The 23,339-nt window shown below is 54.5% G+C and carries 25 protein-coding genes; 16 read left to right on the forward strand and 9 right to left on the reverse strand.

Features of this window, described 5'->3' with window-relative positions; translation table 11 throughout:
* Window positions 1-108: 108 nt before the first annotated feature.
* From AC2FIP_RS02940 to AC2FIP_RS02995, 12 genes are all read left to right on the forward strand, one after another.
* Window positions 109-999 (forward strand): YicC/YloC family endoribonuclease, encoded by an 891-nt coding sequence (locus AC2FIP_RS02940; protein WP_496785113.1) that lies wholly within the window; start codon window positions 109-111, stop codon window positions 997-999.
* 16 nt (window positions 1,000-1,015) lie between these two features.
* Window positions 1,016-1,657 (forward strand): guanylate kinase, encoded by a 642-nt coding sequence (gmk, locus tag AC2FIP_RS02945; RefSeq protein ID WP_496785114.1) that lies wholly within the window; start codon window positions 1,016-1,018, stop codon window positions 1,655-1,657.
* Window positions 1,654-2,178, forward strand: a complete 525-nt coding sequence (locus AC2FIP_RS02950; protein ID WP_496785115.1) for a gamma carbonic anhydrase family protein — start codon at window positions 1,654-1,656, stop codon at window positions 2,176-2,178. The genes gmk and AC2FIP_RS02950 overlap by 4 nt, the downstream gene beginning before the upstream one ends.
* A gap of 34 nt (window positions 2,179-2,212) precedes the next feature.
* Entirely contained in the window at window positions 2,213-3,259 is a 1,047-nt protein-coding gene (locus tag AC2FIP_RS02955; protein WP_496785117.1) for a sensor histidine kinase, read from the forward strand.
* 195 nt (window positions 3,260-3,454) lie between these two features.
* Entirely contained in the window at window positions 3,455-4,495 is a 1,041-nt protein-coding gene (locus tag AC2FIP_RS02960; RefSeq protein ID WP_142633790.1) for a substrate-binding domain-containing protein, read from the forward strand.
* Window positions 4,496-4,573: 78 nt separating this feature from the next.
* Entirely contained in the window at window positions 4,574-6,046 is a 1,473-nt protein-coding gene (gene pstC, locus AC2FIP_RS02965; protein ID WP_496695461.1) for a phosphate ABC transporter permease subunit PstC, read from the forward strand.
* Entirely contained in the window at window positions 6,043-7,404 is a 1,362-nt protein-coding gene (gene pstA / locus AC2FIP_RS02970; RefSeq protein ID WP_496700305.1) for a phosphate ABC transporter permease PstA, read from the forward strand. The genes pstC and pstA overlap by 4 nt, the downstream gene beginning before the upstream one ends.
* Before the next feature lie 12 nt (window positions 7,405-7,416).
* On the forward strand, window positions 7,417-8,214 hold the full coding sequence (pstB, locus tag AC2FIP_RS02975) for a phosphate ABC transporter ATP-binding protein PstB (protein WP_142633794.1): 798 nt from the start codon (window positions 7,417-7,419) through the stop codon (window positions 8,212-8,214).
* A gap of 16 nt (window positions 8,215-8,230) precedes the next feature.
* Window positions 8,231-8,932, forward strand: a complete 702-nt coding sequence (gene phoU / locus AC2FIP_RS02980; protein WP_271947126.1) for a phosphate signaling complex protein PhoU — start codon at window positions 8,231-8,233, stop codon at window positions 8,930-8,932.
* An 11-nt stretch (window positions 8,933-8,943) separates the two neighbouring features.
* Window positions 8,944-9,633 (forward strand): phosphate regulon transcriptional regulator PhoB, encoded by a 690-nt coding sequence (gene phoB / locus AC2FIP_RS02985; protein ID WP_496785119.1) that lies wholly within the window; start codon window positions 8,944-8,946, stop codon window positions 9,631-9,633.
* A gap of 121 nt (window positions 9,634-9,754) precedes the next feature.
* Entirely contained in the window at window positions 9,755-10,984 is a 1,230-nt protein-coding gene (locus AC2FIP_RS02990) for an acyl-CoA dehydrogenase (protein ID WP_281972097.1), read from the forward strand.
* A 121-nt stretch (window positions 10,985-11,105) separates the two neighbouring features.
* Window positions 11,106-11,873, forward strand: a complete 768-nt coding sequence (locus tag AC2FIP_RS02995) for an SDR family oxidoreductase (RefSeq protein ID WP_496785121.1) — start codon at window positions 11,106-11,108, stop codon at window positions 11,871-11,873.
* Here the strand turns inward: AC2FIP_RS02995 and AC2FIP_RS03000 are convergent.
* Window positions 11,870-12,739 (reverse strand): acyl-CoA thioesterase, encoded by an 870-nt coding sequence (locus tag AC2FIP_RS03000; RefSeq protein ID WP_282021248.1) that lies wholly within the window; start codon window positions 12,737-12,739, stop codon window positions 11,870-11,872. The genes AC2FIP_RS02995 and AC2FIP_RS03000 overlap by 4 nt on opposite strands.
* A 49-nt stretch (window positions 12,740-12,788) precedes the next feature.
* Window positions 12,789-14,006 (reverse strand): serine hydrolase domain-containing protein, encoded by a 1,218-nt coding sequence (locus AC2FIP_RS03005; protein ID WP_496785122.1) that lies wholly within the window; start codon window positions 14,004-14,006, stop codon window positions 12,789-12,791.
* Window positions 14,007-14,189: 183 nt separating this feature from the next.
* On the opposite strand from AC2FIP_RS03005, the gene AC2FIP_RS03010 reads away from it, so the two are divergent.
* Entirely contained in the window at window positions 14,190-14,801 is a 612-nt protein-coding gene (locus AC2FIP_RS03010) for a 2-hydroxychromene-2-carboxylate isomerase (RefSeq protein WP_496785124.1), read from the forward strand.
* Window positions 14,802-14,813: 12 nt separating this feature from the next.
* On the opposite strand, the gene AC2FIP_RS03015 is transcribed toward AC2FIP_RS03010, so the two are convergent.
* Together AC2FIP_RS03015 and AC2FIP_RS03020 are read right to left on the reverse strand one after the other, a co-directional pair.
* Window positions 14,814-15,833, reverse strand: coding sequence for a phosphotransferase family protein (locus AC2FIP_RS03015; protein WP_496785125.1), 1,020 nt, complete (start codon window positions 15,831-15,833; stop codon window positions 14,814-14,816).
* A gap of 25 nt (window positions 15,834-15,858) precedes the next feature.
* Complete coding sequence (locus tag AC2FIP_RS03020; RefSeq protein ID WP_496785127.1) at window positions 15,859-16,677, reverse strand: SDR family NAD(P)-dependent oxidoreductase; 819 nt, start codon at window positions 16,675-16,677, stop codon at window positions 15,859-15,861.
* A gap of 151 nt (window positions 16,678-16,828) precedes the next feature.
* Here AC2FIP_RS03020 and AC2FIP_RS03025 point away from each other — a divergent pair, with 151 nt between their 5' ends.
* The 3 genes from AC2FIP_RS03025 (at window position 16,829) to AC2FIP_RS03035 (ending at window position 19,149) form a co-directional block, all read left to right on the forward strand.
* Window positions 16,829-17,824: an NADPH:quinone oxidoreductase family protein gene (locus tag AC2FIP_RS03025; RefSeq protein ID WP_496785129.1), complete on the forward strand. Its 996-nt coding sequence runs from the start codon at window positions 16,829-16,831 to the stop codon at window positions 17,822-17,824.
* 123 nt (window positions 17,825-17,947) lie between these two features.
* Window positions 17,948-18,388: a type II 3-dehydroquinate dehydratase gene (aroQ, locus tag AC2FIP_RS03030; RefSeq protein ID WP_271947108.1), complete on the forward strand. Its 441-nt coding sequence runs from the start codon at window positions 17,948-17,950 to the stop codon at window positions 18,386-18,388.
* Between the two features lie 5 nt (window positions 18,389-18,393).
* On the forward strand, window positions 18,394-19,149 hold the full coding sequence (locus AC2FIP_RS03035) for a LuxR family transcriptional regulator (protein ID WP_142633818.1): 756 nt from the start codon (window positions 18,394-18,396) through the stop codon (window positions 19,147-19,149).
* Between the two features lie 394 nt (window positions 19,150-19,543).
* Here AC2FIP_RS03035 and tsf read toward each other — a convergent pair whose 3' ends face one another.
* The 5 genes from tsf to AC2FIP_RS03060 all read right to left on the reverse strand — a co-directional run bounded on the left by tsf (window position 19,544) and on the right by AC2FIP_RS03060 (window position 23,332).
* On the reverse strand, window positions 19,544-20,419 hold the full coding sequence (gene tsf, locus AC2FIP_RS03040) for a translation elongation factor Ts (protein ID WP_496785131.1): 876 nt from the start codon (window positions 20,417-20,419) through the stop codon (window positions 19,544-19,546).
* A gap of 77 nt (window positions 20,420-20,496) precedes the next feature.
* Window positions 20,497-21,288, reverse strand: coding sequence for a 30S ribosomal protein S2 (gene rpsB / locus AC2FIP_RS03045; protein ID WP_142633821.1), 792 nt, complete (start codon window positions 21,286-21,288; stop codon window positions 20,497-20,499).
* Window positions 21,289-21,455: 167 nt separating this feature from the next.
* Window positions 21,456-22,292, reverse strand: a complete 837-nt coding sequence (olsA, locus tag AC2FIP_RS03050) for a lyso-ornithine lipid O-acyltransferase (RefSeq protein WP_271948058.1) — start codon at window positions 22,290-22,292, stop codon at window positions 21,456-21,458.
* A gap of 4 nt (window positions 22,293-22,296) precedes the next feature.
* Window positions 22,297-23,052, reverse strand: coding sequence for an L-ornithine N(alpha)-acyltransferase (olsB, locus tag AC2FIP_RS03055; protein ID WP_496785133.1), 756 nt, complete (start codon window positions 23,050-23,052; stop codon window positions 22,297-22,299).
* A gap of 97 nt (window positions 23,053-23,149) precedes the next feature.
* On the reverse strand, window positions 23,150-23,332 hold the full coding sequence (locus AC2FIP_RS03060) for a DUF3553 domain-containing protein (RefSeq protein WP_271947102.1): 183 nt from the start codon (window positions 23,330-23,332) through the stop codon (window positions 23,150-23,152).
* Between the last annotated feature and the right edge of the window lie 7 nt (window positions 23,333-23,339).

Genomic DNA, 23,339 nt, shown 5'->3' on the forward strand with positions numbered 1-23,339 from the left:
GTTAACCTCTGTCCGACGCTGTCATTCTCAGCAAACTCTTGCCCTGCACACGAGGATGGCATTAGGTGCGGACAAGAACACTGGGCGGGCAAAGCGGAGAAGACAGGCATGATCAGATCCATGACCGGATTTGCCTCGGGCAAGGGAACACATGGTCCACATAGCTGGACCTGGGAGTTGCGCAGCGTAAACGGCAAAGGGCTGGATATGCGTCTGCGGGTGCCTGAATGGCTCACCGGGCTCGAAACCGCGCTTCGTTCGCGGATTTCGAAAAGCCTTGGCCGGGGGAATGTGACGCTTTCGCTCAAGCTGAGCCGCGAGGAAACGACAGCCGATCTCGTGCTGAATCCAGTTGCGATGGCCGCTGCTCTGGATGCTCTGGCGCGAACGCAGACGATGGCAGAAGAACGGGGACTAGCGCTGGCCCCGTCGACGGCGGCCGAGCTTATTGCTGTCAAAGGCATGTTGGAAACCGGTGGGGATGCGGATGATCCGGCCCCCTTGGTCAAACATCTAACCGGCGCCTTTGATGATTTGCTGAGCGATTTCATTAAGATGCGTGAATCCGAGGGCCGGGCCCTGGCCGATGTGCTTGAGGCGCAGCTATCGCAGGTTTCAAGCCTTACGGAGCAGGCCGCCAAGCTCGCTGAAGAGCGCCGGGATAAAATCGCTGAAAACTTACAAGAAAACCTGCAGCGCGTGATGGATAATGCGCAAGGCGCGGATCCGGACCGGGTTGCACAGGAGCTGGCTCTGATCGCAGTCAAGTCGGATATAACGGAAGAAATTGACAGGCTGAAAGCCCATGTCACTGCCGCACGCGATTTGCTTGCACAGGATGCCGCCGTGGGGCGCAAGCTTGATTTTCTGATGCAAGAGTTCAATCGCGAGGCCAATACGCTGTGTTCCAAGGCACAAAGCGCCGATTTGACATCGGTTGGGCTTGAGTTGAAGGCGGTAATAGATCAGATGCGCGAGCAAGTGCAGAACGTAGAATAATGACAGGAGCGCCCTGATGGCGGATCGACGCGGCCTATTAATCATTCTGTCCTCGCCTTCGGGCGCAGGGAAATCCACGTTGGCCAAGCGTCTGATGCAATGGGACACGGATCTGGAGTTCTCGGTTTCGGCCACAACACGCGCGCCCCGGCCTGGGGAAGAACATGGGCGTGAGTATTATTTCCTGACCGAAGATACCTTTCGACAGCAGGTGTCCGAGGGACAGATGCTGGAACATGCCCATGTATTTGGCAATTTCTACGGCTCTCCGGCTGGGCCAGTCCGCGAGTCCATCAATGACGGCAAGGACGTTCTGTTCGATGTCGACTGGCAGGGCGAGGTGCAGATTAGGAACTCGGATCTGGGCAAACACGCCCTGTCGATTTTCATCCTGCCACCGTCGATCCCCGAATTGCGCCGCCGATTGGAAAGCCGCGGTCAGGACAGTGAAGAGGTTATTTCCAAGCGGATGCTCAAAAGCTGGGATGAGATCAGTCATTGGGGATATTACGACTATGTGCTGGTCAATGACGATCTGGACGAGACCGAAGAAAAGCTGAAAACCATCGTCAGTGCCGAGCGAATGCGGCGTATCCAGCAACCCAAGCTTCAGGATCATGTCCGTACGCTGCAAAACGAATTCGAGGATCAGCCATGACCATCTATGCCCTTGGCTCTGATGTACCGGAAATCCACGAAGACACATGGGTCGCCCCAGACGCCAATCTGATCGGCAAAGTCGTGCTCGAGCAGGGGACTTCGGTCTGGTTCGGCTGTACGATCCGCGCTGATCACGAGGAAATTCGGATTGGAGAAGGCAGCAATGTTCAGGAAAACTGCGTCATGCATATTGATGCGGGGTATCCTCTGACCATCGGGAAGAACTGCACGATTGGGCATAAGGTCATGCTGCATGGCTGTACGATCGGGGATAATACCCTGATCGGAATGGGGGCCATCGTGTTGAACGGTGCCAAGATCGGCAAAAACTGTCTGATCGGGGCAGGGGCTTTGGTGACCGAAGGAAAAGAGATACCGGATAACTCTCTGGTCATGGGATCACCGGGTAAAGTGGTGCGCGAGATCGACGCTGCAACCGCCCAGAAACTGACCTTCAGCGCCTTGCATTATCAAGAAAACATGCGTCATTTTCGCGATACAATGCGAGAGCTATCCTAGCGTCCAACTGCGTTGCTAAGAGAACTGCCCCTTTATGACCAACGACCAACTTGAAGAAATTGTAACCGCCATCCCGATGCCCGCGCTGATGGTTGACCAGACGGAACGGATTATTGCGGTCAATACCGAAGCAAAGACGTTGTTGGGCCAGAATATCCTGCAGCGGCATTTCGCGACCATCCTCAGACAGCCGCAGGTTATCGAAGCGATTGAACAAAGCCTGCGCACGAAGGGAACGTCCAACACTCGGCACCTGTCCAATGACGGAGCCCAGGATACAACATTCGAAGTTCAGTGCCGGTACATGAATGGGGTCGGTGCAGTATCCGGCGGTGCGTTGCTTGCTGTATTTCAGGACGTTACGCATGTTGAGCACGCAAATCAGATGCGACGTGATTTCGTCGCGAATGTCAGCCATGAATTGCGGACCCCGCTGACGGCATTAATGGGCTTTATTGAAACCTTGCGCGGTCCGGCCCGAGATGACGAGGTTGCCCGGGATCGTTTTCTTCAGATCATGAACGACGAGGCAAATCGCATGAACCGGCTTGTCGGCGATCTTCTGTCTTTGAACCGCGTCGAAAGCGAAGAGCGGGTTCGCCCGAAAGAACAACTTGAGCTGACAGCACTTCTTAAATCGACCCTCAATTCTCTGCGTCCATTGGCAGATGGCGCGGATGTAGTGCTGAGCCTGGATGCGCCCGAAGACAAAATAATGCTAGTTGGCGACAGCGACCAGTTGCTCCAAGTATTTACCAACCTGATCGAGAACGGAATTAAATACGGCGGCAGTGGTGGTCGGGTAGAAGTTCGCGTCAAATCTTCGGATCACGATACTGCTATGCGCGGTCCCGGTGTTCGCATTCAGATCGTGGATAGGGGACCTGGAATCGACCCGAAGCATGTATCGCGTTTGACCGAACGATTCTATCGCGCGGACAGTCATAGGTCACGGCAACTGGGTGGAACCGGGTTGGGCCTAGCGATTGTAAAACATATTCTAAACCGCCATCGCGGCAGATTGCGGGTGGAAAGCGATCTTGGAAAAGGCGCTGTTTTTACAGTGATTTTGCCGCGCTGATCGTTTGGATCAAGCCAGTTGTCGGATCTGTTTTGTTTCTTTCACAGCATATGTTCCCTGGCGTATCGGCTGAAAATCCAAACGTGTCATGAAACCGTTACACACTTGTCACAAAAGGCTTACGCACGACTTTTAGAGGTTCGGCCAAGATCATCATGAGGATGATCCAGAAACATATTTCTCAAGGAGACTGAAATGTCCTTTGTAAAACTGTCGGCTTCGGTTCTGGCTATCGCTGCTGTTTCGGCCACTGCGGCCACCGCGCGTGATCAAGTTCAGGTTGCTGGTTCTTCCACCGTTCTGCCCTATGCTTCGATCGTTGCAGAAGCCTTTGGCGAAAACTTTGACTTCCAGACCCCGGTTGTTGAATCGGGCGGATCTTCGGCCGGCCTCAAGCGGTTCTGTGAAGGTGTTGGCGAAAACACCATCGACGTTGCGAACGCTTCGCGCCAGATCCGTGAAAAAGAGATCAAAGCCTGTGCCGAAAACGGTGTTACCGACATCATCGAAGTTCAGATCGGCTATGACGGCATCGTTTTCGCATCCGACATCAACGGCAACTCATTCGAGTTCACGCCGGAAGATTGGTACAAAGCGCTGTCCGCCCAGATCGTGGTTGATGGCCAGCTGGTCGACAATCCCAACAAGACCTGGGCCGACGTGAACCCTGCATTCCCAGCGCAGCCGATTGCAGCCTTCATCCCCGGCACCAAGCACGGCACGCGTGAAGTGTTCGAAGACAAGGTGATCCTGGCCGGTTGTGAGCATCTGGGTGACTTTGATGTCTACAAAGCCGCAAATGGCGACGACAAAAAAGCCGCTGAAAAAGCCTGTATCGCTCTGCGTACCGATGGCGTTTCGGTCGACATCGACGGCGACTATACCGAGACCCTGGCTCGTATCGACAGCAACAAAGACGGCATCGGCGTCTTTGGTCTGGCGTTCTACGAGAACAACACCGACAAACTGCAGGTTGCGACCATGGCAGGCATCGTGCCTTCGACCGAATCCATCGCAACTGGCGAATACCCGGTATCGCGCCCGCTGTTTTTCTATGTGAAAAAAGCACATATCGGCGTTATCCCCGGGCTGAAAGAATATGCAGAGTTCTTCGTCGCTGATGAGGTTGCAGGCCCCGATGGTCCTCTGGCTGCATACGGTCTCGTATCAGACCCAGAGCTGGTCAAGGTTCAGGAAATCGTAGCCAGCGAAACCACTTTGGGCGGCGGTTCCTAAGCTTTCACACGACTGAACCGGGGCGGTGTCTACGCCCCGGTTTTCTTAAATCCACTCCTGCCGCTTGACGGAGTTCTCATGGCACTAACCTGGCTGCTGCTCATTTTGCTGGCGATTGCTGTTCTTGGCTATTTTGCGGGCCGGTCCCGCGCGATGGCCAGCGCGGACGGAAACCTGCGCAATCTGCACTCACTTCCATCCTATTACGGCTATAACGTTGCTTTGACGGCGCTGATACCGGGGTTCGTTTTGCTGGTCATCTGGTTGCTGGCGCAGCCCTTGATCGTCAGCAATTCTGCCTCTGGGTTGCTGCCGGACTCGGCAATCCCCGAGGGGTCGACCCGCGGCTTGCTGATGAGCGAAGTGCGCCGGGTCGCCAACGGCCTGGACGGCGCGGTTGCCGCAGGCACCATGACCGAAGACTTTGCCCGCAGCGCGCATGAGGATTTTGCCGATGTGACCGCGCGACTGAAAGAGGCTGGCCAGATCATTACGCAAGAGGTAACCGCACCCATTCTGCTGGCGGCGCAGAAATATCGCTCGATGAGCGCAAGCGGAACCATTGCGATGCAGATCGCGGTTTTGGTTGTGACGCTGATCGGGGCCTCATTTGCCTATATCCGCACTCATAAAGAATTTCGCGCCCGAAATGTTGTCGAACAAGGCATTCTGGCGCTGCTGCTGCTGGCCGCTTCGATCGCAGTTCTGACCACAGTCGGCATCGTCCTGTCCATGTTTTTTGAAACGATGAATTTCTTCGAACTTCATTCGTGGAAAGACTTTTTCTTTGGAAGCACCTGGGCCCCGAACTTCCGGGGCGGAAGTGAACTGTCAATCCTCCCACTGCTGTGGGGGACTTTGTATATTTCTCTGATCGCGTTGCTGGTTGCGGTTCCGATTGGGCTGTACGCTGCGATCTATCTTTCCGAATATGCCTCGAGCGTGGCAAGGTCTGTGGCCAAGCCTTTGCTGGAAATCCTCGCCGGTATCCCAACCATCGTTTACGGTCTTTTCGCGCTGCTGACGGTCGGTCCGGCACTGGTATCTGTGTTCGGGCAGGGGGGAGCTTTGGGCGTTGGTTGGATGGCCAGTTCGAACGCTGTACTCACGGCGGGTCTGGTCATGGGCATCATGCTCATCCCGTTCGTGTCGTCACTTTCTGACGACATCATCAACGCGGTGCCCCAGTCGATGCGAGACGGATCGCTAGGCCTAGGCGCAACGCATTCCGAAACTGTCAGGCAGGTCGTCCTGCCGGCAGCTTTGCCCGGGATCGTAGGGGCAATCTTGTTGGCCGCCAGCCGCGCAATCGGTGAGACGATGATTGTCGTGATGGCCGCCGGTGCGATTGCCAAATTCTCGGGAAACCCTTTCGAAGCCATGACCACAATCACCACTAGGATCGTCAGCCAGCTGACCGGGGATACTGATTTCGCAAGCCCGGAGACTCTTGTGGCCTTTGCCCTGGGTCTGACCCTGTTCATCATCACGCTGGGGCTGAACATCTTCGCCCTCTATATCGTGCGCAAATACCGGGAGCAGTATGAATGACTGACATGTCCCAAAAACAAGACGCAGCACCTGCCGCTAAACACAAAGGGGCTTCGCTGTTCAATCAGGACACGCGAACCAAGCGTCGCAATGCGGCCGAAACCCGGTTCAAATTGTACGGCATCGCGGCCATTGGTATCGGTCTTGTGATGTTGATTGTGTTGGTGACTAATATCGTCACCGCTGGTACGGGAGCTTTTCAACAAAGCTTCCTAGAGCTGACGGTAGAGCTGAAGGCAGACAAGCTCGACAAGAAAGGTAACCGTAACATCGACGACATCAGGAAGGTTTCGACCTTTGGATACGCGCCCTTGATCGCATCTGCGCTGGAAGTCGAAGTAAAGAAACTGGGTATAGAATCCGATCTACCGCCGAAGGAGATGGGGCAAATCCTTTCCAAATCCGCACAGGCGGACCTGCGTGATTACGTCATCTCGAACCCGGATGAGATCGGAAAGTCGGTCAGCTTCCGCTTTTTGGTGAACAGTCGCGTTGATGGCTATCTGAAGGGCCGTGTGACACGTAATTCAATCGCAAATGACAAAAGCATCTCTGTCGCACAGCTGGACTTCGTGGATCAGTTGCGTGCTGCTGGTGTGCTGTACAAGGCGTTCAACCCTGACTTTATCTTCGGGGCGGACGCCTCCGATCAGCGGCCCGAGGCTGCCGGGATCGGAGTATCCATGCTGGGTTCTCTGTTCATGATGCTGGTCGTGTTGGCGCTGGCCCTGCCGATCGGGGTTGCCGCCTCGATCTATCTGGAAGAATTCGCGCCTCAGAACCGGTTTACCGATATCATCGAGGTGAACATCTCGAATCTGGCGGCCGTTCCTTCGATTGTATTTGGTATTCTGGGCTTGGCCGTGTTCATCAATTATATGCATTTACCGACCTCTGCGCCGCTGGTTGGTGGTCTGGTTCTGACGCTGATGACGCTGCCAACAATTATCATTTCGACCCGAGCTTCACTCAAGGCGGTGCCGCCGTCGATCCGGGACGCTGCGTTGGGGGTAGGGGCCTCGAAAATGCAGGCGGTGTTCCACCATGTGCTGCCGCTTGCGGCACCCGGCATCCTGACGGGCACCATCATTGGTCTGGCACAGGCGCTTGGCGAAACCGCTCCGCTGCTGCTGATCGGGATGGTGGGCTTTATCGCCTCGAACCCGCCCGACGGGATTGTCGAGGGCTTTCTGTCGCCAAACTCGGCCATGCCCGCACAGATTTACGAGTGGTCCAAGCGCGCGGACCCGGCCTTTTACGAGCGCGCATGGGGGGGCATCATTATCTTGCTGCTTTTCCTTGTCACTATGAATGCAATCGCAGTTATCCTGCGCCGCCGCTTTGAACGCCGCTGGTAAATGGGGGCCATTATGAACGATATGACACGAGTGGAGAGAACCGTGGACGCCAAAGACATCAAGATCGCCGCGAACAAGGTTCAGGTTTATTACGGTGAAAATCACGCCATCAAAGACGTCGACGTCAGGATCGAAGACAAGACCGTCACCGCCTTTATCGGCCCCTCGGGTTGCGGAAAATCCACCTTCTTGCGCTGCCTGAACCGGATGAACGACACGATCGACATCTGCCGTGTCGAGGGCGATATCCTGCTGGATGGCGAAGATATCTATGACAAACGCGTCGACCCGGTTCAGCTGCGTGCCAAGGTTGGTATGGTGTTTCAGAAACCGAACCCGTTTCCCAAGTCGATCTATGACAATGTGGCCTACGGCCCGCGTATCCACGGGTTGGCCAGAAACAAAGCAGAACTGGACGAGATTGTTGAGAAATCACTGCGCCGCGGCGCCATCTGGGATGAGGTCAAAGACCGTCTTGATGCGCCTGGAACCGGCCTGTCCGGCGGTCAGCAACAGCGCTTGTGCATCGCCCGTGCGGTGGCTACGGAACCTGAGGTCCTGCTGATGGACGAGCCGTGCTCGGCCCTTGATCCGATTGCGACTGCGCAGGTCGAGGAACTGATCGACGAATTGCGGTCGCGATACTCGGTGGTGATCGTTACCCACTCGATGCAGCAGGCCGCTCGCGTCAGCCAGAAGACCGCGTTTTTCCATTTGGGCAACCTTGTCGAGTTTGGTGAAACCGGACAGATTTTCACCAACCCCGAAGATCCCCGCACCGAAAGCTACATCACCGGCCGTATCGGCTGAACATAGGTATTCAGAGATGACAGAACAACATATCGCATCCGCCTTCGACCGGGATCTGGAAGCCATTCAGGCGCATATCATGAAAATGGGCGGCCTCGTCGAAGCCGCAATCATGAGCGCGGCACGGTCGCTTGAATCGCGCGATGTCGAACTCGCGCAAGAGGTGCGTCAGGGCGACAAGGCCATTGATGCGTTGGAAGAGCTGATCAACGAAGAAACGGCGCGTTTGATCGCGCTGCGTGCGCCAACAGCAAGCGATCTTCGTCTGGTCCTATCGGTATTGAAGGTTTCCGCCAACCTGGAACGTATCGGCGACTATTCAAAGAACATAGCCAAACGCACGACCGTCCTGGTCAATACCAGTGAGATCAATGGCAGTGCCGCCGCCTTGCGACGTATGGCACGTGAGGTCGAGCGGATGCTCAGGGACGCTTTGGACGCCTATGTCCAGCGCGACGCTGAGCTGGCGGCGGATGTTATCGAACGTGATGAGGAAGTCGACCAGATGTATAATGGTCTGTTCCGAGAATTCCTGACTTTCATGGCAGAAGACCCGCGCAACATCTCATCCTGTATGCACCTGCATTTCATCGCCAAGAATATAGAACGTATGGGCGATCATGTGACGGCGATTGCCGAGCAGGTCGTTTATCTGGTGACCGGAGAGCGCCCGACAGAAGCGCGTCCCAAAGCCGATTTTACATCGCAATCCGTCTAGGAGATTTGAGAATGTCCGCTGATCAACCGACCGTTCTGGTTGTCGAGGATGAGCCGGCTCAGCGCGAAGTCCTGGCCTATAATCTCGAGGCAGAAGGCTTTCGCGTATCCAAAGCAGCCAATGGTGAAGAGGCCATGTTGCTGGTCGATGAAGACAGTCCGGACATTATCGTACTGGACTGGATGATGCCCAATCTTAGCGGGATCGAGGTTTGCCGCCGGCTGAAAACCCGCTCCGACACCCGGTCGATCCCAATTATCATGCTGTCGGCCCGGTCGGAAGAAATCGACAAAGTACGAGGTCTGGAAACCGGGGCTGATGACTATGTGGTCAAACCCTATTCGATTGTCGAGCTTATGGCCCGGGTACGCACCCAGTTGCGGCGTGTCCGGCCTGCGACTGTAGGAATTAGGCTGGAATTCGCAGACATCGTTTTGGATTCTGAAACTCATAAGGTCAGCCGCGACAGCAAACCACTAAAGCTTGGCCCAATCGAATTTCGCTTGCTGAGCACATTCATGGAAAAGCCGGGCCGCGTCTGGAGCCGAGAACAGCTATTGGATCGCGTCTGGGGGCGGGATATTTATGTCGATACACGAACGGTCGACGTTCATATCGGCCGCTTACGCAAAGCACTAACGCAGTATGGTGGAGATGATCCGGTTCGCACTGTTCGCGGTGCGGGATACGCGCTGGGTTGAACGCGTGGGGCAGGTGGCTGCAAGCTATGAGTTTTACTCAAGGGTGGATGCGAAACTCTTACTGTTTTTTGGCGGGCCGACGGGTTAGTTTGCCGCGAAGCTGACAAAGCGGAGACGCACCATGAATGCCCCTGACACCAAGCCGACATTACGCGCCAAAGATGCGCCTGACATGGGCCAGTTCGCCTGGGATGATCCGTTCCGCCTGTCAGACCAGCTAGACGAAGACGAGCGTATGATTGCGGCCAGTGCGCAAGCCTATGCGCAGGAAAAGCTTCAGCCGCGGGTGACAGAAGCATTTCAGAACGAAGAAACTGACCCCGAGATTTTTCGTGAAATGGGTGAAATGGGTCTGCTGGGCACTACGATCCCGGAAGAATACGGCGGGCTAGGGGGCGGATATGTCTCTTACGGCCTTGTCGCCCGAGAAGTGGAACGCGTGGATTCGGGCTATCGCTCGATGATGTCTGTACAAAGCTCGTTGGTGATGTATCCGATCTATGCCTATGGCAGCGAGGAGCAGCGCCGGAAATACCTTCCGAAACTGGCCAGCGGCGAATGGATCGGATGTTTTGGTCTGACCGAACCTGATGCGGGCTCTGATCCGGCAGGTATGAAAACGCGTGCGGAAAAGATCGACGGTGGATATCGTCTATCTGGCAGCAAGATGTGGATATCGAACGCCCCGATTGCGGATGTGTTTGTCGTTTGGGCCAAATCTGATGCACATGACGGAAAGATCCGTGGCTTTGTCCTTGAAAAAGGCCTCAAAGGTCTGAGCGCGCCGAAAATCCAGAACAAGCTGAGCCTACGCGCCTCGATCACCGGTGAAATTGTGCTGGAGGGTGTCGAAGTCACCGAGGATGCTTTGTTGCCTCATGTTCAAGGCCTGAAAGGCCCGTTTGGATGTCTTAACCGCGCACGCTACGGAATCAGCTGGGGTGTTATGGGCGCTGCCGAAAGCTGTTGGCATGCGGCACGCCAATATGGGTTGGACCGGAAACAATTTGACAAGCCATTGGCGCAGACGCAGCTTTTCCAGCGCAAATTGGCGGATATGCAAACAGAAATTGCTCTGGGTCTTCAGGCAAGCCTGCGTGTCGGGCGACTGATGGACAAGGCCGAAGCCGCGCCCGAGATGATATCGATCATTAAGCGCAACAATTGCGGCAAAGCCCTGGATATTTCACGTCATGCGCGTGACATGCACGGCGGCAACGGCATTTCGCTAGAGTTTCAGGTCATCCGACATATGGTGAACCTAGAAACGGTCAACACCTACGAGGGGACGCATGATGTTCACGCGTTGATCCTGGGGCGTGCACAGACGGGATTGCAGGCGTTTTACTAAGTTTCCAGAATTCGTGTAATTGGTATTATGTTAAATTAATGCCAATGCGCTTGGGAAACTTTTCAAATCCTCACAATACCTTACGATCTGTTCCTGACACCTACCACATCATGAGGATCGAATGGAATTGAACGGAAAGATCGTTGTTGTGACCGGTGCCGCTGATGGCATCGGAAAAGGTTTGGCACAGCGATTTGCTCGTGAAGGTGCCACGGTTGTCTGCGCTGATATCAACAAAACCGGCGCAGACGCTGTCGCAAAAGAGATTGGCGGCCATTCATTCCATTGTGATGTTTCGCTTGAGGCTAATACAGCCGAGTTGATCGAAGCTGTAGAAAGCTCGGTTGGCCCTATCGATCTGTATTGTGCAAATGCCGGGATATTGACGATTGGTGGTTTGGAGGTTCCGGATGAAGACTGGGATCGCATCTGGAAAATCAACGTGATGTCACATGTTTGGACCGCGCGGCATCTGGTGCCCAGAATGCTCTATCGTGGCGGCGGCTATATCATGACAACGGCCTCAGCCGCTGGATTGCTGAACCAGCCAGGTGCAGCTCCATATGGTGTCACAAAGCACGCAGCCGTTGGGTTTGCTGAATGGTTGTCGCTTACATATGGGCATAAAGGTTTGCGGGTCTCGGTACTTTGCCCACAAGCCGTACGGTCCGATATGACGCGCGGGCACGAAACTTCCGTGGCTTCGATTGACGGAATGTTGGAACCTGAAGATGTTGCCGAGGCTTGCGTAAAGGCAATATCTTCTGAGCAATTTCTGGTACTGCCGCATCCACAGGTTCTGGACTACATTCGCCATAAATCCGGAGATTATGACAGGTGGATTTCAGGAATGCAGAAGTTAAATCAAATGTTTATTGAAGAGATTTAACTTTTGTTCTGAGGGCGCCTCATCAGGCCTTCCTGGGCGACTGATGCGACCAGAACGCCATCTTCGGAATAGATTGATCCACGGTTGAAGTTGCGCCCTCGCCCGCCCCATGGCGAATCCATGGAATACAGATGCCAATTCTCGAACTTGAGCGGCGCGTGAAACCAAATCGCATGGTCCAGGCTGGCGCCGTTCACTTCACCAGTAAACCAGCTTAGGCCGTGCGGGCGCATTCCCGAGCTCATGAGATACATATCTGAAGCATAGGCCAGCAACAGATGCTGCGTGACCGCATCGGCATTGGCCGCGGCGCCCATTCGGAACCAAATCTGGTTGCGGTCATCCGATTTCTCTGGGTTGAAAGGATCCAGATGGCCGACCTCGCGGACTTCGATCGGGCGCTCGCGTGTTAGTTCTCCGCGAAAGCTGGGCGGTACTTTGTCCAGATATTTCTTCTTGAGCTCTGATCGCGATGGGTAGGATTCGGGCGCTTCCATCTCGGGCATGTCGTGCTGATGATCCCAACCTTCGTCCTGAATGTGGAATGAGGCGGACATGTTTAAAATCTGCTTACCATGCTGAATTGCAACCACTCGACGCGTCGTGAACGAACCTCCGTCACGGGCCCTATCAACTTGATAAATTACGGGAATGCTTGGGTCGCCCGGGCGGATGAAATAGGCGTGCAGGGAATGACACAGGCGGTTGTCGACGGTGCGATATGCTGCGGCTAGTGCTTGTGCGATGACCTGACCGCCGAAAATTCGCATAGGTGTTTCGCCGCCCGACCCTGTTCCCCGAAACAGGTCTACTTCCAGTCTTTCAACGTCCAGAAGATCCAGAAGAACTTTCTCTGCTTCGGTCATATGCGGTACTCCGATTAATCTTGGCGAATGGGTATCAGCGCGCCGAATGTCATTCAATGATTGACCCGAGGGTGAGCGCCTTCAATTCTGCGCGGGAGGGATAAGAGCTGGATGGTGACAGTTGGGTGAAAAAGATCGCTGTAAAATCGTTCTGACGATCAACCCAAAAGAAGGTCGATGCCATACCACCCCAGCTGAAATCCCCCATGCTGCCCGGAACACAGGTTCTGCCGGGGTTAATGACGACAGCGCCACCAAGGCCAAAGCCCATGCCCTCCATGGGTTGTTCCGCAAAACTCTGCGGTCCCATCGAGGCAATATCGCCGGGTAAGTGGTTGTGAAGCATGAATTCTACAGTTTTTGGTGCAAGAATCTGTTGATCACCGAAATTTCCGCGATTTCGGAGCATCTCTGAAAACCTAGCAAAGTCATCAATGGTTGAAACCAGCCCTCCGCCCCCAGAGTACATTGTTGCCGATTCAAAGGGCGATGCGCCGGCATTGTCGACCAGACGCAATGTCTTCTCACCCGTACGGGCTTCGTTTAGCGCCATCGCATTGCCCGCCAAAGGCGTATAGAGCGAGGCAAACCGATCCCCCGCTCCCGCCGGAACCCTGAACCCGGTCTGGGACATGCCAAGAGGTTTGAAAATCTCTTCCGCAAGGAATTGCTCCAGAGATTGGCCAGAAAGAACTTCTATCACGCGACCAATAACGTCTATCCCCACCGAATATTCCCATCGCGTTCCCGGCTGAAAGGCGAAAGGTAAAGTGGACAGCAAAGATACTCTTTCGGCCAAAGACCCTTCTTTAGGGCCGAAAACAAGATCAAGTTCGTCCATTGCCGCAGCCAGGATGCCGGGGTTGAAAGGATAGCTCAGGCCACTTGTATGGGTCAGCAGCTGATGAAGCGTTGGTGCAGGTGCAGGTTCGGTTTGATCCAACCTTGTGGCGCCGGGGACCAGCGCCTGTGTTGCGGTGAAATCAGATATATATTCAGACACTTGAGCGCCGAGGTGAACCTCACCGCGTTCAACAAGGATCATCAGGGCCGCAGTGGTTATCGGCTTGGTCATCGAATAGATGCGAACGAGGGTATCCCGCTCGAATGGCAGATTGTTCTCAACGCTTCTAAGCCCGCAGGAATGAAACAGAACCTCCCTGCCCTGATGCATCATTAAGAATGAGCTTCCGGCATATTTGCGATCATCCACATAGGATTGCATCCAATCGCAAATACGATCTAGCCGGGCTTGTTCGAACTTCATCTGTGTGTGCTCAACTTTGAGAAATTAACGTATCTTTCCCGGATATTGCGGGGTTAAGCGGAAAAAGGACAGCTAAATCACCTCAATCCAACAATGTCCCTGTACGCCAAAAGGGTTTTGCCTGCTAATGTGCTCGCAGATAGATTCGTGTCCGGTTCGACTCTCGCCTGATGGAGGAGAAATATGCCGCAACATATAGAATTTGTTTATGATTTTTGCAGTCCGAACGCCTTCCTCGCGCAGAAGATGATATCTGATATCGCTGCAAAGCGCGAAGTCGGTGTTACATATGTTCCGGTTCTGCTGGCCACTGTTTTCAAAGCCACCAATAACCAAAGCCCGTTTAAGGCTTTTTCAGAGAACCGGCAGAAGACGGCCTATTTGACCCGCGATCTCCATCGCTTTGCGCGTCACCGTGGGTTGAGCTTTCATATGAGCCCACATTTCCCGATGAACACCAAATTCGCCATGCGCGGGGCTTTGGTAGCATCCGGTAAATCATGGGAAAACAAATATATAGAGTCCATATTTGATGCTATTTGGGTGCATGGGCAAAAAGTGGATGATCTGGGTGTCCTTTGCGAAATTCTTCAGGATAACGGCTTGCCTATACGAAAACTGCGCGAGGCCATGACCAATCTGAACGTAAAGCAAAACCTGAAAAACCAAACCAAGGCTATGGTCAAGCGGGGTGTTTTCGGTGTCCCCAGCATGTTTGTAGATACTGAGATGTTCTTTGGCAAAAACAGCCTGGCCAACCTAGAGCTTGAATTGTCGAGATTTCATACGCCCTAGGTGGTTTCATCCTCAGCCCAATGCAGTCAGCCCTCGTTGTGCAAACTTAGGAACGTAACTACCAAAAATCTGAGCTCTTTTCGGATCAGAGGCGTTTCCGTCAAGCGCCCGCTTATAAACACCCTGCAAGATCGCGGCCATTCGGAAGAAATTGAACGCCAGATAGAACCCAAAGTTATCAATTCCGGGCAGGTCGCGGCGCTCGCAGTATTGATCAATGAAAGCCTGATCGGATGGCAGGCCGAGCGAGGACCGGTCTATGCCAGCCAGACCCCGCCCCTCTTTTCCAGGTGGCATCTGCCATTGCATGATAACGGCTGCGAGATCGGCAAAGGGATGCCCGATTGTCGACAATTCCCAATCCAGTACGCCCAGACAGCGGGTGCCCTGCTTTTCGAACATCAGATTGTCGATGCGGTAATCGCCGTGAACCAGCGTTCTCTGACCATCATCCTTGGGGGTTGCGTTGGTCAAAGCCTCGATCAAGGCATCCATATCCGGAATCTGAATGGTTTCGGACGCCCGAAATTGTTTCGTCCACCGCCCGATCTGACGCTCAAAATAGCTTCCCGGCGGGCCATAGTCGGACAGGCCATTAGAATCGATATCGACCTTATGCAGCGCCGCCAGAACGCGGTTCATCTCGTCGATAATTGCCGTGCGGGTTTCGGTTCCTTCGCCAAGCATCGTGGGTTCAAGAAACGTCCTGCCGTCGAGATGCTCCATCACATAAAACGCCGACCCGATGACGTCATCATCCTCGCAAAGCAGCAGCATTTTGGGTACAGGCACATCGCTTTCGGCCAGAGCACTTTGAACCCTGAACTCGCGGTCAACGGCATGGGCGGATTTCAGCAACACTCCCGGCGGCTTGCGGCGCAGGACATAGGAATTCTCAGGCGTTTTTAACTCAAAAGTTGGGTTTGATTGGCCAACCTCGAATTTTTTCGCCTCCAACGGACCCCGATACCCTTTGAGATGCGTGCCGAGATAGGCATCGACGCGTTTCAGATCCAGAATTGCGCTGTCCATTTCGTGGTTCCCTTTGGCCGATGCTTCAGAGTGCTTCAGCAAAGATGTTGCCGGCGGTGACAACATTGATCCCGCCCGAAACCGGGATAACCGCGCCGGTGACATAGCTGCCACCCAGACCGCACAGGAACAGCATACAGCCTGCGATATCCTCGTCACGTCCAACGCGACCCAAGGGCACGGATTTGCCGACTTTCTTGCGCGTCCCTTCGTCAGATGTGGCAAATGCCGTCATCCGAGAGACAAAGGGTCCAGGCGCCAGCGCATTGACGGTGATGTGATGCGGAGCAAGTTCTTTGGCCATGATTTTGGTCAGATGCAGCACAGCCGCCTTTGAGGCAGAGTAGCTATACGCACCGTCGCCCATAGGAACTTCACCCATAACCGATCCAACATTGACGATACGGGATGGATCTTCGGCAGTCCCGGAAGACATCAGAATCGGCAACAGTTTTTGGGTCAGTTCGAAGATTCCTGTCACATTGACTGACATGACTTTTTCCCAGGCTTCGTAGGGAAACTGACCCATCGGTGCGCCCCAGGAAACACCGGCATTGTTCATGAGGATATCCAGCCGGTCCGTGCGCTTGAGCACTTCGGCGACCAGATTGTCGACACCCTCTTTTGATCCGACATCACCGGCAAACCCTTCGGCGGTTCCTATGGCGTCCAGTGCGTTCAATTCGGCCGCGACCGCCTCGCACGCGTCACCTTTACGAGATGCCAACAGTACACGTGCACCCGCCCGGACCAGCGCCTCGGCTGCCATTCGGCCAATTCCGGTGGCCCCACCCGTGACCAGAGCGGTTTTGCCCTGCAATGAGAAAAGAGTTTCGGGGGTCATGACCTGCTCCTCGGTTTTTGATTTTGGCAAACTGTCTCATTTGTCGGTCAAGGGTAACGCCTAACCCGGTTGTGCTGGGTGGTTTCTTGACAACTCAGAACAGTACGCCAAAAGTTCCTCCTTACCGAATAACAGGGACATTAGCGTAAACATGCAAGCCTTACTCAGCGTCGCTCCGGGCGGACCGGAGACATTGGAACTGACCACCCTGCCCGATCCGTCGCCGGGCATGGGCGAATTGCTTGTTCGCGTGCGGGCCGCAGGCGTTAATTTACCGGATACACTGATGATACGCGACCTGTATCAGATAAAGCCACCAAGACCGTTTGCCCCCGGAGGTGAAATCGCTGGCGAGGTTATCGGGCTGGGCGAAGGTGTTTCGGGCTTTAACGTTGGCGACCGTGTGCTGGCCCTGACCGGACACGGAGGTTTTGCCACACATCTGGCGGTCAAAGCGGCGACAGCTGTTAAATTCCCGAGCTCAATGCCATTTGAGGACGCGGCGAGCTTTATCTTCACCTTTGGCACCTCATATCACGCCCTAAAGGACCGCGCTGCGCTGCAACAAGGGGAAACGGTCCTGATTCTGGGTGCAGCGGGCGGAGTTGGTACGGCTGCGATTGAGCTAGCCAATGCCATGGGGGCTCGGGTTATTGCGGCAGTCTCATCGCAGGACAAAGCAGATTTCTGTCGTCAGATCGGGGCGGACGAAACGATCATTTACGCGCGCGACATGGACAAACAGGCGCAAAAGGCCTTTGGATCGGACATCAAGGCCTTAGCCGGTAGTCAGGGCGTTGATGTCGTCTACGATGCCGTTGGCGGTACCTATTCAGAGCCAGCGCTGCGCAGCTTGGGGTGGAAGGGGCGATTCCTGGTCGTCGGTTTCCCAGCCGGAATCCCTCAGATACCATTGAACCTCCCTCTGCTTAAGGGTTGTCAAATTGTCGGTGTTTTCTGGGGCGCCTCGGTGTTTCGCGACCCGAAAGGACATGGCAAAAACATGGAAGATTTGTTCGGGTTATACGCCAAAGGGCAGATCAAACCACAGATCAGTGCGCTATTCCCTCTGGATCAAGCCCAAAAGGCGCTAGACCTTCTGGCCAGCCGAAAGGCCCTTGGGAAAATTGTCGTGACCATGGCATAGCCAGCCAATATCTGAAACTTCAGCCTCGTGTCCTATAGGCCGCGGTTCAGACACATGATTCAGGTTCGGTGGACATCTCTACCTGTTCACGTTTAAGAACCTTGTTATGGGGACAGTATAACAATGCATAAAGCTCTTATTCTGAATGGTCCGAACCTCAATCTGCTGGGCACGCGACAGCCCGAGGTTTACGGAAGCACAACGCTGCAAATGGTCGAGGATATGTGCCTCGAACACGGTAAGTCTATCGGGATGGAAGTGATTCATTTCCAATCCAACCACGAAGGCGCGTTGATTGATGCCATTCATGCCGCCAAAGGTGTGCAGGACGGCATTGTTTTGAACGCAGGTGCTTATACGCACAGCTCGATTGCCCTGATGGACGCAATCGCATCGGTTGAGCTGCCGGTCATCGAGGTTCATTTGTCCAATATCCACGCGCGTGAGGAGTTTCGACACCGATCCTATATCTCACGTGTGGCTGTAGGCATGATTTGCGGATTGGGTCCGCAGGGATATGTGCTGGCGCTGGATGCGTTGCGGTCCCATTTACAGGGTGAATGATCGCTATGAAGCTTTCTGAGTATCTGAATTTCCTCAGCTATACCAAAACCCTGGAAGAGCTCTGGGATGCCCATTGCCGGCAAATGGCAGAATATGGGTTCGATCGTTTGCTGTACGGATATACGCGATATCGCACCGAAACGTCGCTGGGGGATCCCGAGGATTTTGTAATCCTGACCAATCACAGCAAAGATTACCTGGATGGGTTTCTGGGAGGCGGGTTGTATTTCCATGCTCCAATGCTGAAATGGGCTTTGCATAATGAAGGGGCCGCAAGCTGGAGGATCGCCCAGGATCTGATGACTGATGGCACCCTGACCGCAAAAGAGCGAGACGTCATCGAGTTCAACAAAACCAAAGGTGTCGTCGCCGGCTATACGGTCAGTTTCGACTCGGTTTCGGTTCGGTCAAAAGGGGCAATTTCGCTTTCAGCGCATGGATCGCGTACACAAGACGATGTGGACGCTGTCTGGGAGGAATTTGGCCAGGATATTCTTCTGATGAACAACGTTGCTCATCTGAAAATCCTCACCCTGCCCTATAACGCACCAAATCGCGCCCTGACAAAACGTCAGCGTGAGGCGCTTGAGTGGGTCGGCGACGGCAAAACAACTCAGGACATTGCGATTCTGATGGGGCTGACTTCGGCCACTGTCGAAAAGCATCTGCGTCTGGCGCGCGAGGCCCTCGTGGTCGAGACAACGGCGCAGGCAGTTTTGAAAGCATCTCTTCAAAATCAGATGTTCATCGTTGGGGTTTGACTCAGGGAGTGACGCGAATATGCGTCAATTTACCTAGGGTAAGGAAAACATGACTTTCCGAATCTAACGCTAAAGTTGCAAAGTGGTATTGTTCCGTGAGTGGTGGCTTTAGCCTGGGAACATTTGGTCGGATCTTTGCAATAACAAAGCTCTCCGATCGCTCTGACAATAGGGCGCCTATTTGTCCGCGTCTCTTTGTCGGAATTTTGGGGGGCCTCGTCCATCCCCATCTTTGCGGGGCCCCTCATTCAAACCAGGTTTAACTTGTGGACGCTTTCGGCGTCCTTTTTCGTTTCTTGGCATCAATTCTACACTAAGGGCAAAGAAAAACCGGATACGCATGGCGTACCCGGTTTCTCTGATCGATACAGGCCCTGTTCAGGGCCTGTGATGCTTAGCCCTGAACTGCTTTTGCAACTTCAGCGGCAAAGTCTTCTTTTTCGACAACGATGCCTTCGCCAACTTCCAGACGCACGAATCCGGTGACAGTCGCGCCTGCTTCTTTGGCAGCGGCCTCAACGGTCAGGTCAGGGTTTACAACGAACTGCTGGTTCAACAGGGTCGATTCAGCGACGAACTTCTTCATGCGACCAACGATCATCTTTTCGATGACCTGCTCCGGCTTGCCGGATTCGCGCGCGATGTCCATCTGGACCTGCTTTTCTTTCTCGACGATCGTCGGGTCCATGTCTGCCTCGGACAGAGCTGCCGGGTTCACAGCCGCGATATGCATCGCAATCTGCTTGCCGATGGCTTCGTCACCGCCGGTCAGAGCGACCAGAACGCCGATCTTGCCCATGCCGTTAGTGGCTGCGTTATGGACGTAAGATACAACAGTGTCTCCCGACAGTTTGGACATACGGCGCACCGACATGTTCTCACCGATGGTGGCGATCTTGTCGGTCAGCGTTTCCGCAACGGTTTTGCCACCCAGATCAGCTGCCAGCAGAGCTTCGACATTGTCGACGCCTTCTGCGGCATATGCGATCTTACCAACCATTTCCTGGAATTCGGCGTTTTTCCCGACGAAGTCGGTTTCCGAGTTCACTTCAACTGCAACACCATTGTTGCCGTTTACGTGAACGGCAACCAGACCTTCCGCCGCGGTACGACCCGATTTCTTGGCCGCTTTGGCCAAGCCTTTGGTGCGCAGCCAATCAATGGCTTCGTCCATGTTGCCGCCGGTTTCGGTCAGCGCTTTTTTCGCGTCCATCATGCCTGCGCCAGTGGTGTCGCGCAGTTCTTTTACCATTGCTGCTGTGATTGCCATCTTTTGGCTCTCCTCAATTCAAACGGAATTGGGGCAGGTCATACCCTGCCCCAGATGTCATTTACGTGACGGGCAGCTTACGCTTCGGCAGGTGTTTCTGCTGCTGCGGGTGCTTCTTCCGCAACGACTTCTTCAACCGGTGCTTCTTCGAATGCGCCAAGGTCAACGCCTGCTGCACCCATCTGAGCGGTCATGCCGTCCAGAGCGGCACGTGCTGCCAGATCGCAGTACAGCGAGATCGCGCGGGCTGCGTCATCGTTGCCAGGGATGATGTAATCGACACCATCGGGCGAGCAGTTGGTGTCGACAACAGCCACGACCGGGATACCCAGCTTGTTGGCTTCGGCGATGGCCAGTGCTTCTTTTTTGACGTCGATGACGAACAGCAGGTCCGGGACGCCGCCCATTTCGCGGATACCGCCCAACGAAGCCTGCAGTTTGCCCTGGTCACGTTCCATGCCCAGACGCTCTTTCTTGGTCAGGCCTTCGGCGCCCGATTCCATGGCTTCGTCAATCTGGTTCAGACGGTTGATCGACTGGGAAACGGTTTTCCAGTTGGTCAGGGTGCCGCCCAGCCAGCGGTGGTTCATGTAGTACTGGGCTGACTTTTCAGCTGCTTCGGCGATTGGGCCTGCGGCCTGACGCTTGGTGCCTACGAACAGAATGCGGCCGCCCTTGGCAACAGTGTCACGAACAGCCTGCAGAGCCTGGTCCAGCATCGGAACGGTCTGGGTCAGGTCCATGATGTGGATGCCATTGCGCGAGCCGTAGATAAACGGGCCCATGCGGGGATTCCAACGCTGTGTCTGGTGACCAAAGTGAACGCCAGCTTCCAACAGCTGACGCATGGAGAACTCGGGAAGAGCCATGCTTTATTTCCTTTTTCCGGTTTACGCCTCGGCGGGGGTGAAAGAAGCGGATGCTCCAACCGGCGGGCCAGATAAGGATGTCTCCCCTATAAAGCCCAAACCCCGCCTGCGGGTTTGAATGGCGCGCGTATACGGCAGGTTTTCAGGCAGTGCAAGGGCCAATCGCCCTATTTTTCAAGCCGCGCAAGGCTGTGCGCCTGACGCACGGTATCTTCGCAATAGGCGGCCAGGGCCTTTCGGTTCTCAAAGTCGCTGACCTTGGCTGGCGAATGATAAATTAGCTCTACGCCACCTTGGCGACGTGCTCCCAAAGTCTTTAACAGATGCGGTGCAAAATCCATGTCACCCCACCAGCCATAAAACCGGTCAGGCTCACCCTTAGGTGCATGGTAAACGACCGACACCGGTTGAACATACATGAAATCGCGTAGATCTTCGGTGAAGAATGCCGCAAAAAGTGTTGTTTTAAATGGTAAAATCCGTAGACCGTCGGTCGACGTACCCTCTGGAAAAAACAGCAGCTTGTGACCGGCTGTCAGGCGCTCCTGAAACAGAAGTGTCTGTTCGCGTGCCTTCTTGCGGTCGCGCTCGATGAAAACAGTACCTGTCGCTCGCGCCAGCCAGCCTATACCGGGCCATTTGGCTACCTCGGCCTTCGAGACAAAATAGATCCTTTTACGGGCATTCAGCGCAAAAATATCGAGCCACGATGAATGGTTCGCAACAACCGCACCACGCTGGGTCATAAGCTCGCCGGTTGTACGGTAGCTAATCCCGAGAATTCGGAACGCATTACGGCATACGAACTGCGTGATGAAGGGCGTGACCGGACGGTGAACCCCATAGAGTGGGCGCTCGATCATGCGAAGGATCAGCAGGACAATCAGCCCACTGAATACAAATACAGCAAGTGGTAAACCCCGAAGGAAGACCAATAGCCATCCGCAGACCCCCAGATTGATTGGGTCAGGTGCGTCTTCACTGTGCCATGAGGCGTCACTCATCACGTTACGCTCCGCCATAGATGCGCCGTTGTCGCTCATTCATCCGCGCCGTGTCGAGGATAAGGCAAACATCGGTGGTATTGAACATATGGTCGATAAAGGCACCCTCGCCCACAAACCCGCCGAGACGCAGGTATGCTTTGATCAGTGCAGGAACCTGCACCATCGCTGCGCGCCGATCCAATTTATCGCTATCCAGCATATCCATGGGCTGGAACACTTCGGGCTGAGCCCGAACCCGAAGGTCCGGAGGCGCAAGATGATTGTGATGTAACATGGACAAAGGCTGAGCCAGAGCTTGAGGATCGGTGCCGTGGAAACTGGCGACGCCGAACAAGACTTCGATCTCGCGCTCGGCGACATAGGCGGCCAAGCCATTCCACAGGTGATACATTGCTGTGCCGCCGCGATAATCGAGATGTAGACAAGAACGTCCCAACTCCAAAAGCTTGCGTCCGCCTTGTTTCAAGATGGAAAGATCGTATTCATCTTCGGAATAGAACTGTCCGATTTCAGAAGCACGATCACCTGGTAACAGCCTGTAAACGCCAACAACTTTTCCAGATTGATCGTCAATCGCCAACATATGATCGAAATAGGGATCGAACCTGTCGCGCTCCAGCCCGGCATCGTGGTCGACCATTTCCCCACCGCCGCCCAGTTCACGTATGAACACATCATAGCGTAACCGCTGTGCAGCCCGCAATTCGGTGTCATTTTCGGCGAGTTTGACGGTGAAAGAAGGGCCTGCGTCCGGCATCAGAGGTTCCGTGTTGTTTCCGCGCTGATACCGCAGGTTTCAGGGGAATGGCAACATAGAGCGCTTCGATCAAACGTTAACCTTTCTTAAACCAGTTTCACGGATCAAAGACCGGCATCAGGGCGATGCGTGTCCCGTCGATTACCACTTTTCCCTGCTCGCGGAAGTTTACGGTGATCTTACCTGCGATGTTGGATTGTACCTGTCCAATGCCCCAATCGGGGAAATCGGGGTGGCGGACATACATGCCCGGTGCGAGAATGGCATTCAGATCTGTCATCAAGGGG

It is taken from the genome of Ruegeria sp. CDSB114, from assembly GCF_059611025.1.

What these genes read in the sequence shown, in the direction of transcription:
- rpsB (WP_142633821.1), bottom strand. Translation starts at nt 21,288, where the DNA reads ATGGCTCTTCCCGAGTTCTCCATGCGTCAGCTGTTGGAAGCTGGCGTT.
- AC2FIP_RS02940 (WP_496785113.1), top strand. Translation starts at nt 109, where the DNA reads ATGATCAGATCCATGACCGGATTTGCCTCGGGCAAGGGAACACATGGT.
- AC2FIP_RS03010 (WP_496785124.1), top strand. Translation starts at nt 14,190, where the DNA reads ATGCCGCAACATATAGAATTTGTTTATGATTTTTGCAGTCCGAACGCC.
- AC2FIP_RS03000 (WP_282021248.1), bottom strand. Translation starts at nt 12,739, where the DNA reads ATGACCGAAGCAGAGAAAGTTCTTCTGGATCTTCTGGACGTTGAAAGA.
- pstC (WP_496695461.1), top strand. Translation starts at nt 4,574, where the DNA reads ATGGCACTAACCTGGCTGCTGCTCATTTTGCTGGCGATTGCTGTTCTT.
- AC2FIP_RS02960 (WP_142633790.1), top strand. Translation starts at nt 3,455, where the DNA reads ATGTCCTTTGTAAAACTGTCGGCTTCGGTTCTGGCTATCGCTGCTGTT.
- AC2FIP_RS02950 (WP_496785115.1), top strand. Translation starts at nt 1,654, where the DNA reads ATGACCATCTATGCCCTTGGCTCTGATGTACCGGAAATCCACGAAGAC.
- aroQ (WP_271947108.1), top strand. Translation starts at nt 17,948, where the DNA reads ATGCATAAAGCTCTTATTCTGAATGGTCCGAACCTCAATCTGCTGGGC.
- olsA (WP_271948058.1), bottom strand. Translation starts at nt 22,292, where the DNA reads ATGAGTGACGCCTCATGGCACAGTGAAGACGCACCTGACCCAATCAAT.
- AC2FIP_RS03025 (WP_496785129.1), top strand. Translation starts at nt 16,829, where the DNA reads ATGCAAGCCTTACTCAGCGTCGCTCCGGGCGGACCGGAGACATTGGAA.
- AC2FIP_RS03060 (WP_271947102.1), bottom strand. Translation starts at nt 23,332, where the DNA reads ATGACAGATCTGAATGCCATTCTCGCACCGGGCATGTATGTCCGCCAC.
- phoB (WP_496785119.1), top strand. Translation starts at nt 8,944, where the DNA reads ATGTCCGCTGATCAACCGACCGTTCTGGTTGTCGAGGATGAGCCGGCT.
- AC2FIP_RS02990 (WP_281972097.1), top strand. Translation starts at nt 9,755, where the DNA reads ATGAATGCCCCTGACACCAAGCCGACATTACGCGCCAAAGATGCGCCT.
- AC2FIP_RS02995 (WP_496785121.1), top strand. Translation starts at nt 11,106, where the DNA reads ATGGAATTGAACGGAAAGATCGTTGTTGTGACCGGTGCCGCTGATGGC.
- AC2FIP_RS03020 (WP_496785127.1), bottom strand. Translation starts at nt 16,677, where the DNA reads ATGACCCCCGAAACTCTTTTCTCATTGCAGGGCAAAACCGCTCTGGTC.
- olsB (WP_496785133.1), bottom strand. Translation starts at nt 23,052, where the DNA reads ATGCCGGACGCAGGCCCTTCTTTCACCGTCAAACTCGCCGAAAATGAC.
- tsf (WP_496785131.1), bottom strand. Translation starts at nt 20,419, where the DNA reads ATGGCAATCACAGCAGCAATGGTAAAAGAACTGCGCGACACCACTGGC.
- AC2FIP_RS03035 (WP_142633818.1), top strand. Translation starts at nt 18,394, where the DNA reads ATGAAGCTTTCTGAGTATCTGAATTTCCTCAGCTATACCAAAACCCTG.
- AC2FIP_RS03005 (WP_496785122.1), bottom strand. Translation starts at nt 14,006, where the DNA reads ATGAAGTTCGAACAAGCCCGGCTAGATCGTATTTGCGATTGGATGCAA.
- pstA (WP_496700305.1), top strand. Translation starts at nt 6,043, where the DNA reads ATGACTGACATGTCCCAAAAACAAGACGCAGCACCTGCCGCTAAACAC.
- AC2FIP_RS03015 (WP_496785125.1), bottom strand. Translation starts at nt 15,833, where the DNA reads ATGGACAGCGCAATTCTGGATCTGAAACGCGTCGATGCCTATCTCGGC.
- AC2FIP_RS02955 (WP_496785117.1), top strand. Translation starts at nt 2,213, where the DNA reads ATGACCAACGACCAACTTGAAGAAATTGTAACCGCCATCCCGATGCCC.
- gmk (WP_496785114.1), top strand. Translation starts at nt 1,016, where the DNA reads ATGGCGGATCGACGCGGCCTATTAATCATTCTGTCCTCGCCTTCGGGC.
- pstB (WP_142633794.1), top strand. Translation starts at nt 7,417, where the DNA reads ATGAACGATATGACACGAGTGGAGAGAACCGTGGACGCCAAAGACATC.
- phoU (WP_271947126.1), top strand. Translation starts at nt 8,231, where the DNA reads ATGACAGAACAACATATCGCATCCGCCTTCGACCGGGATCTGGAAGCC.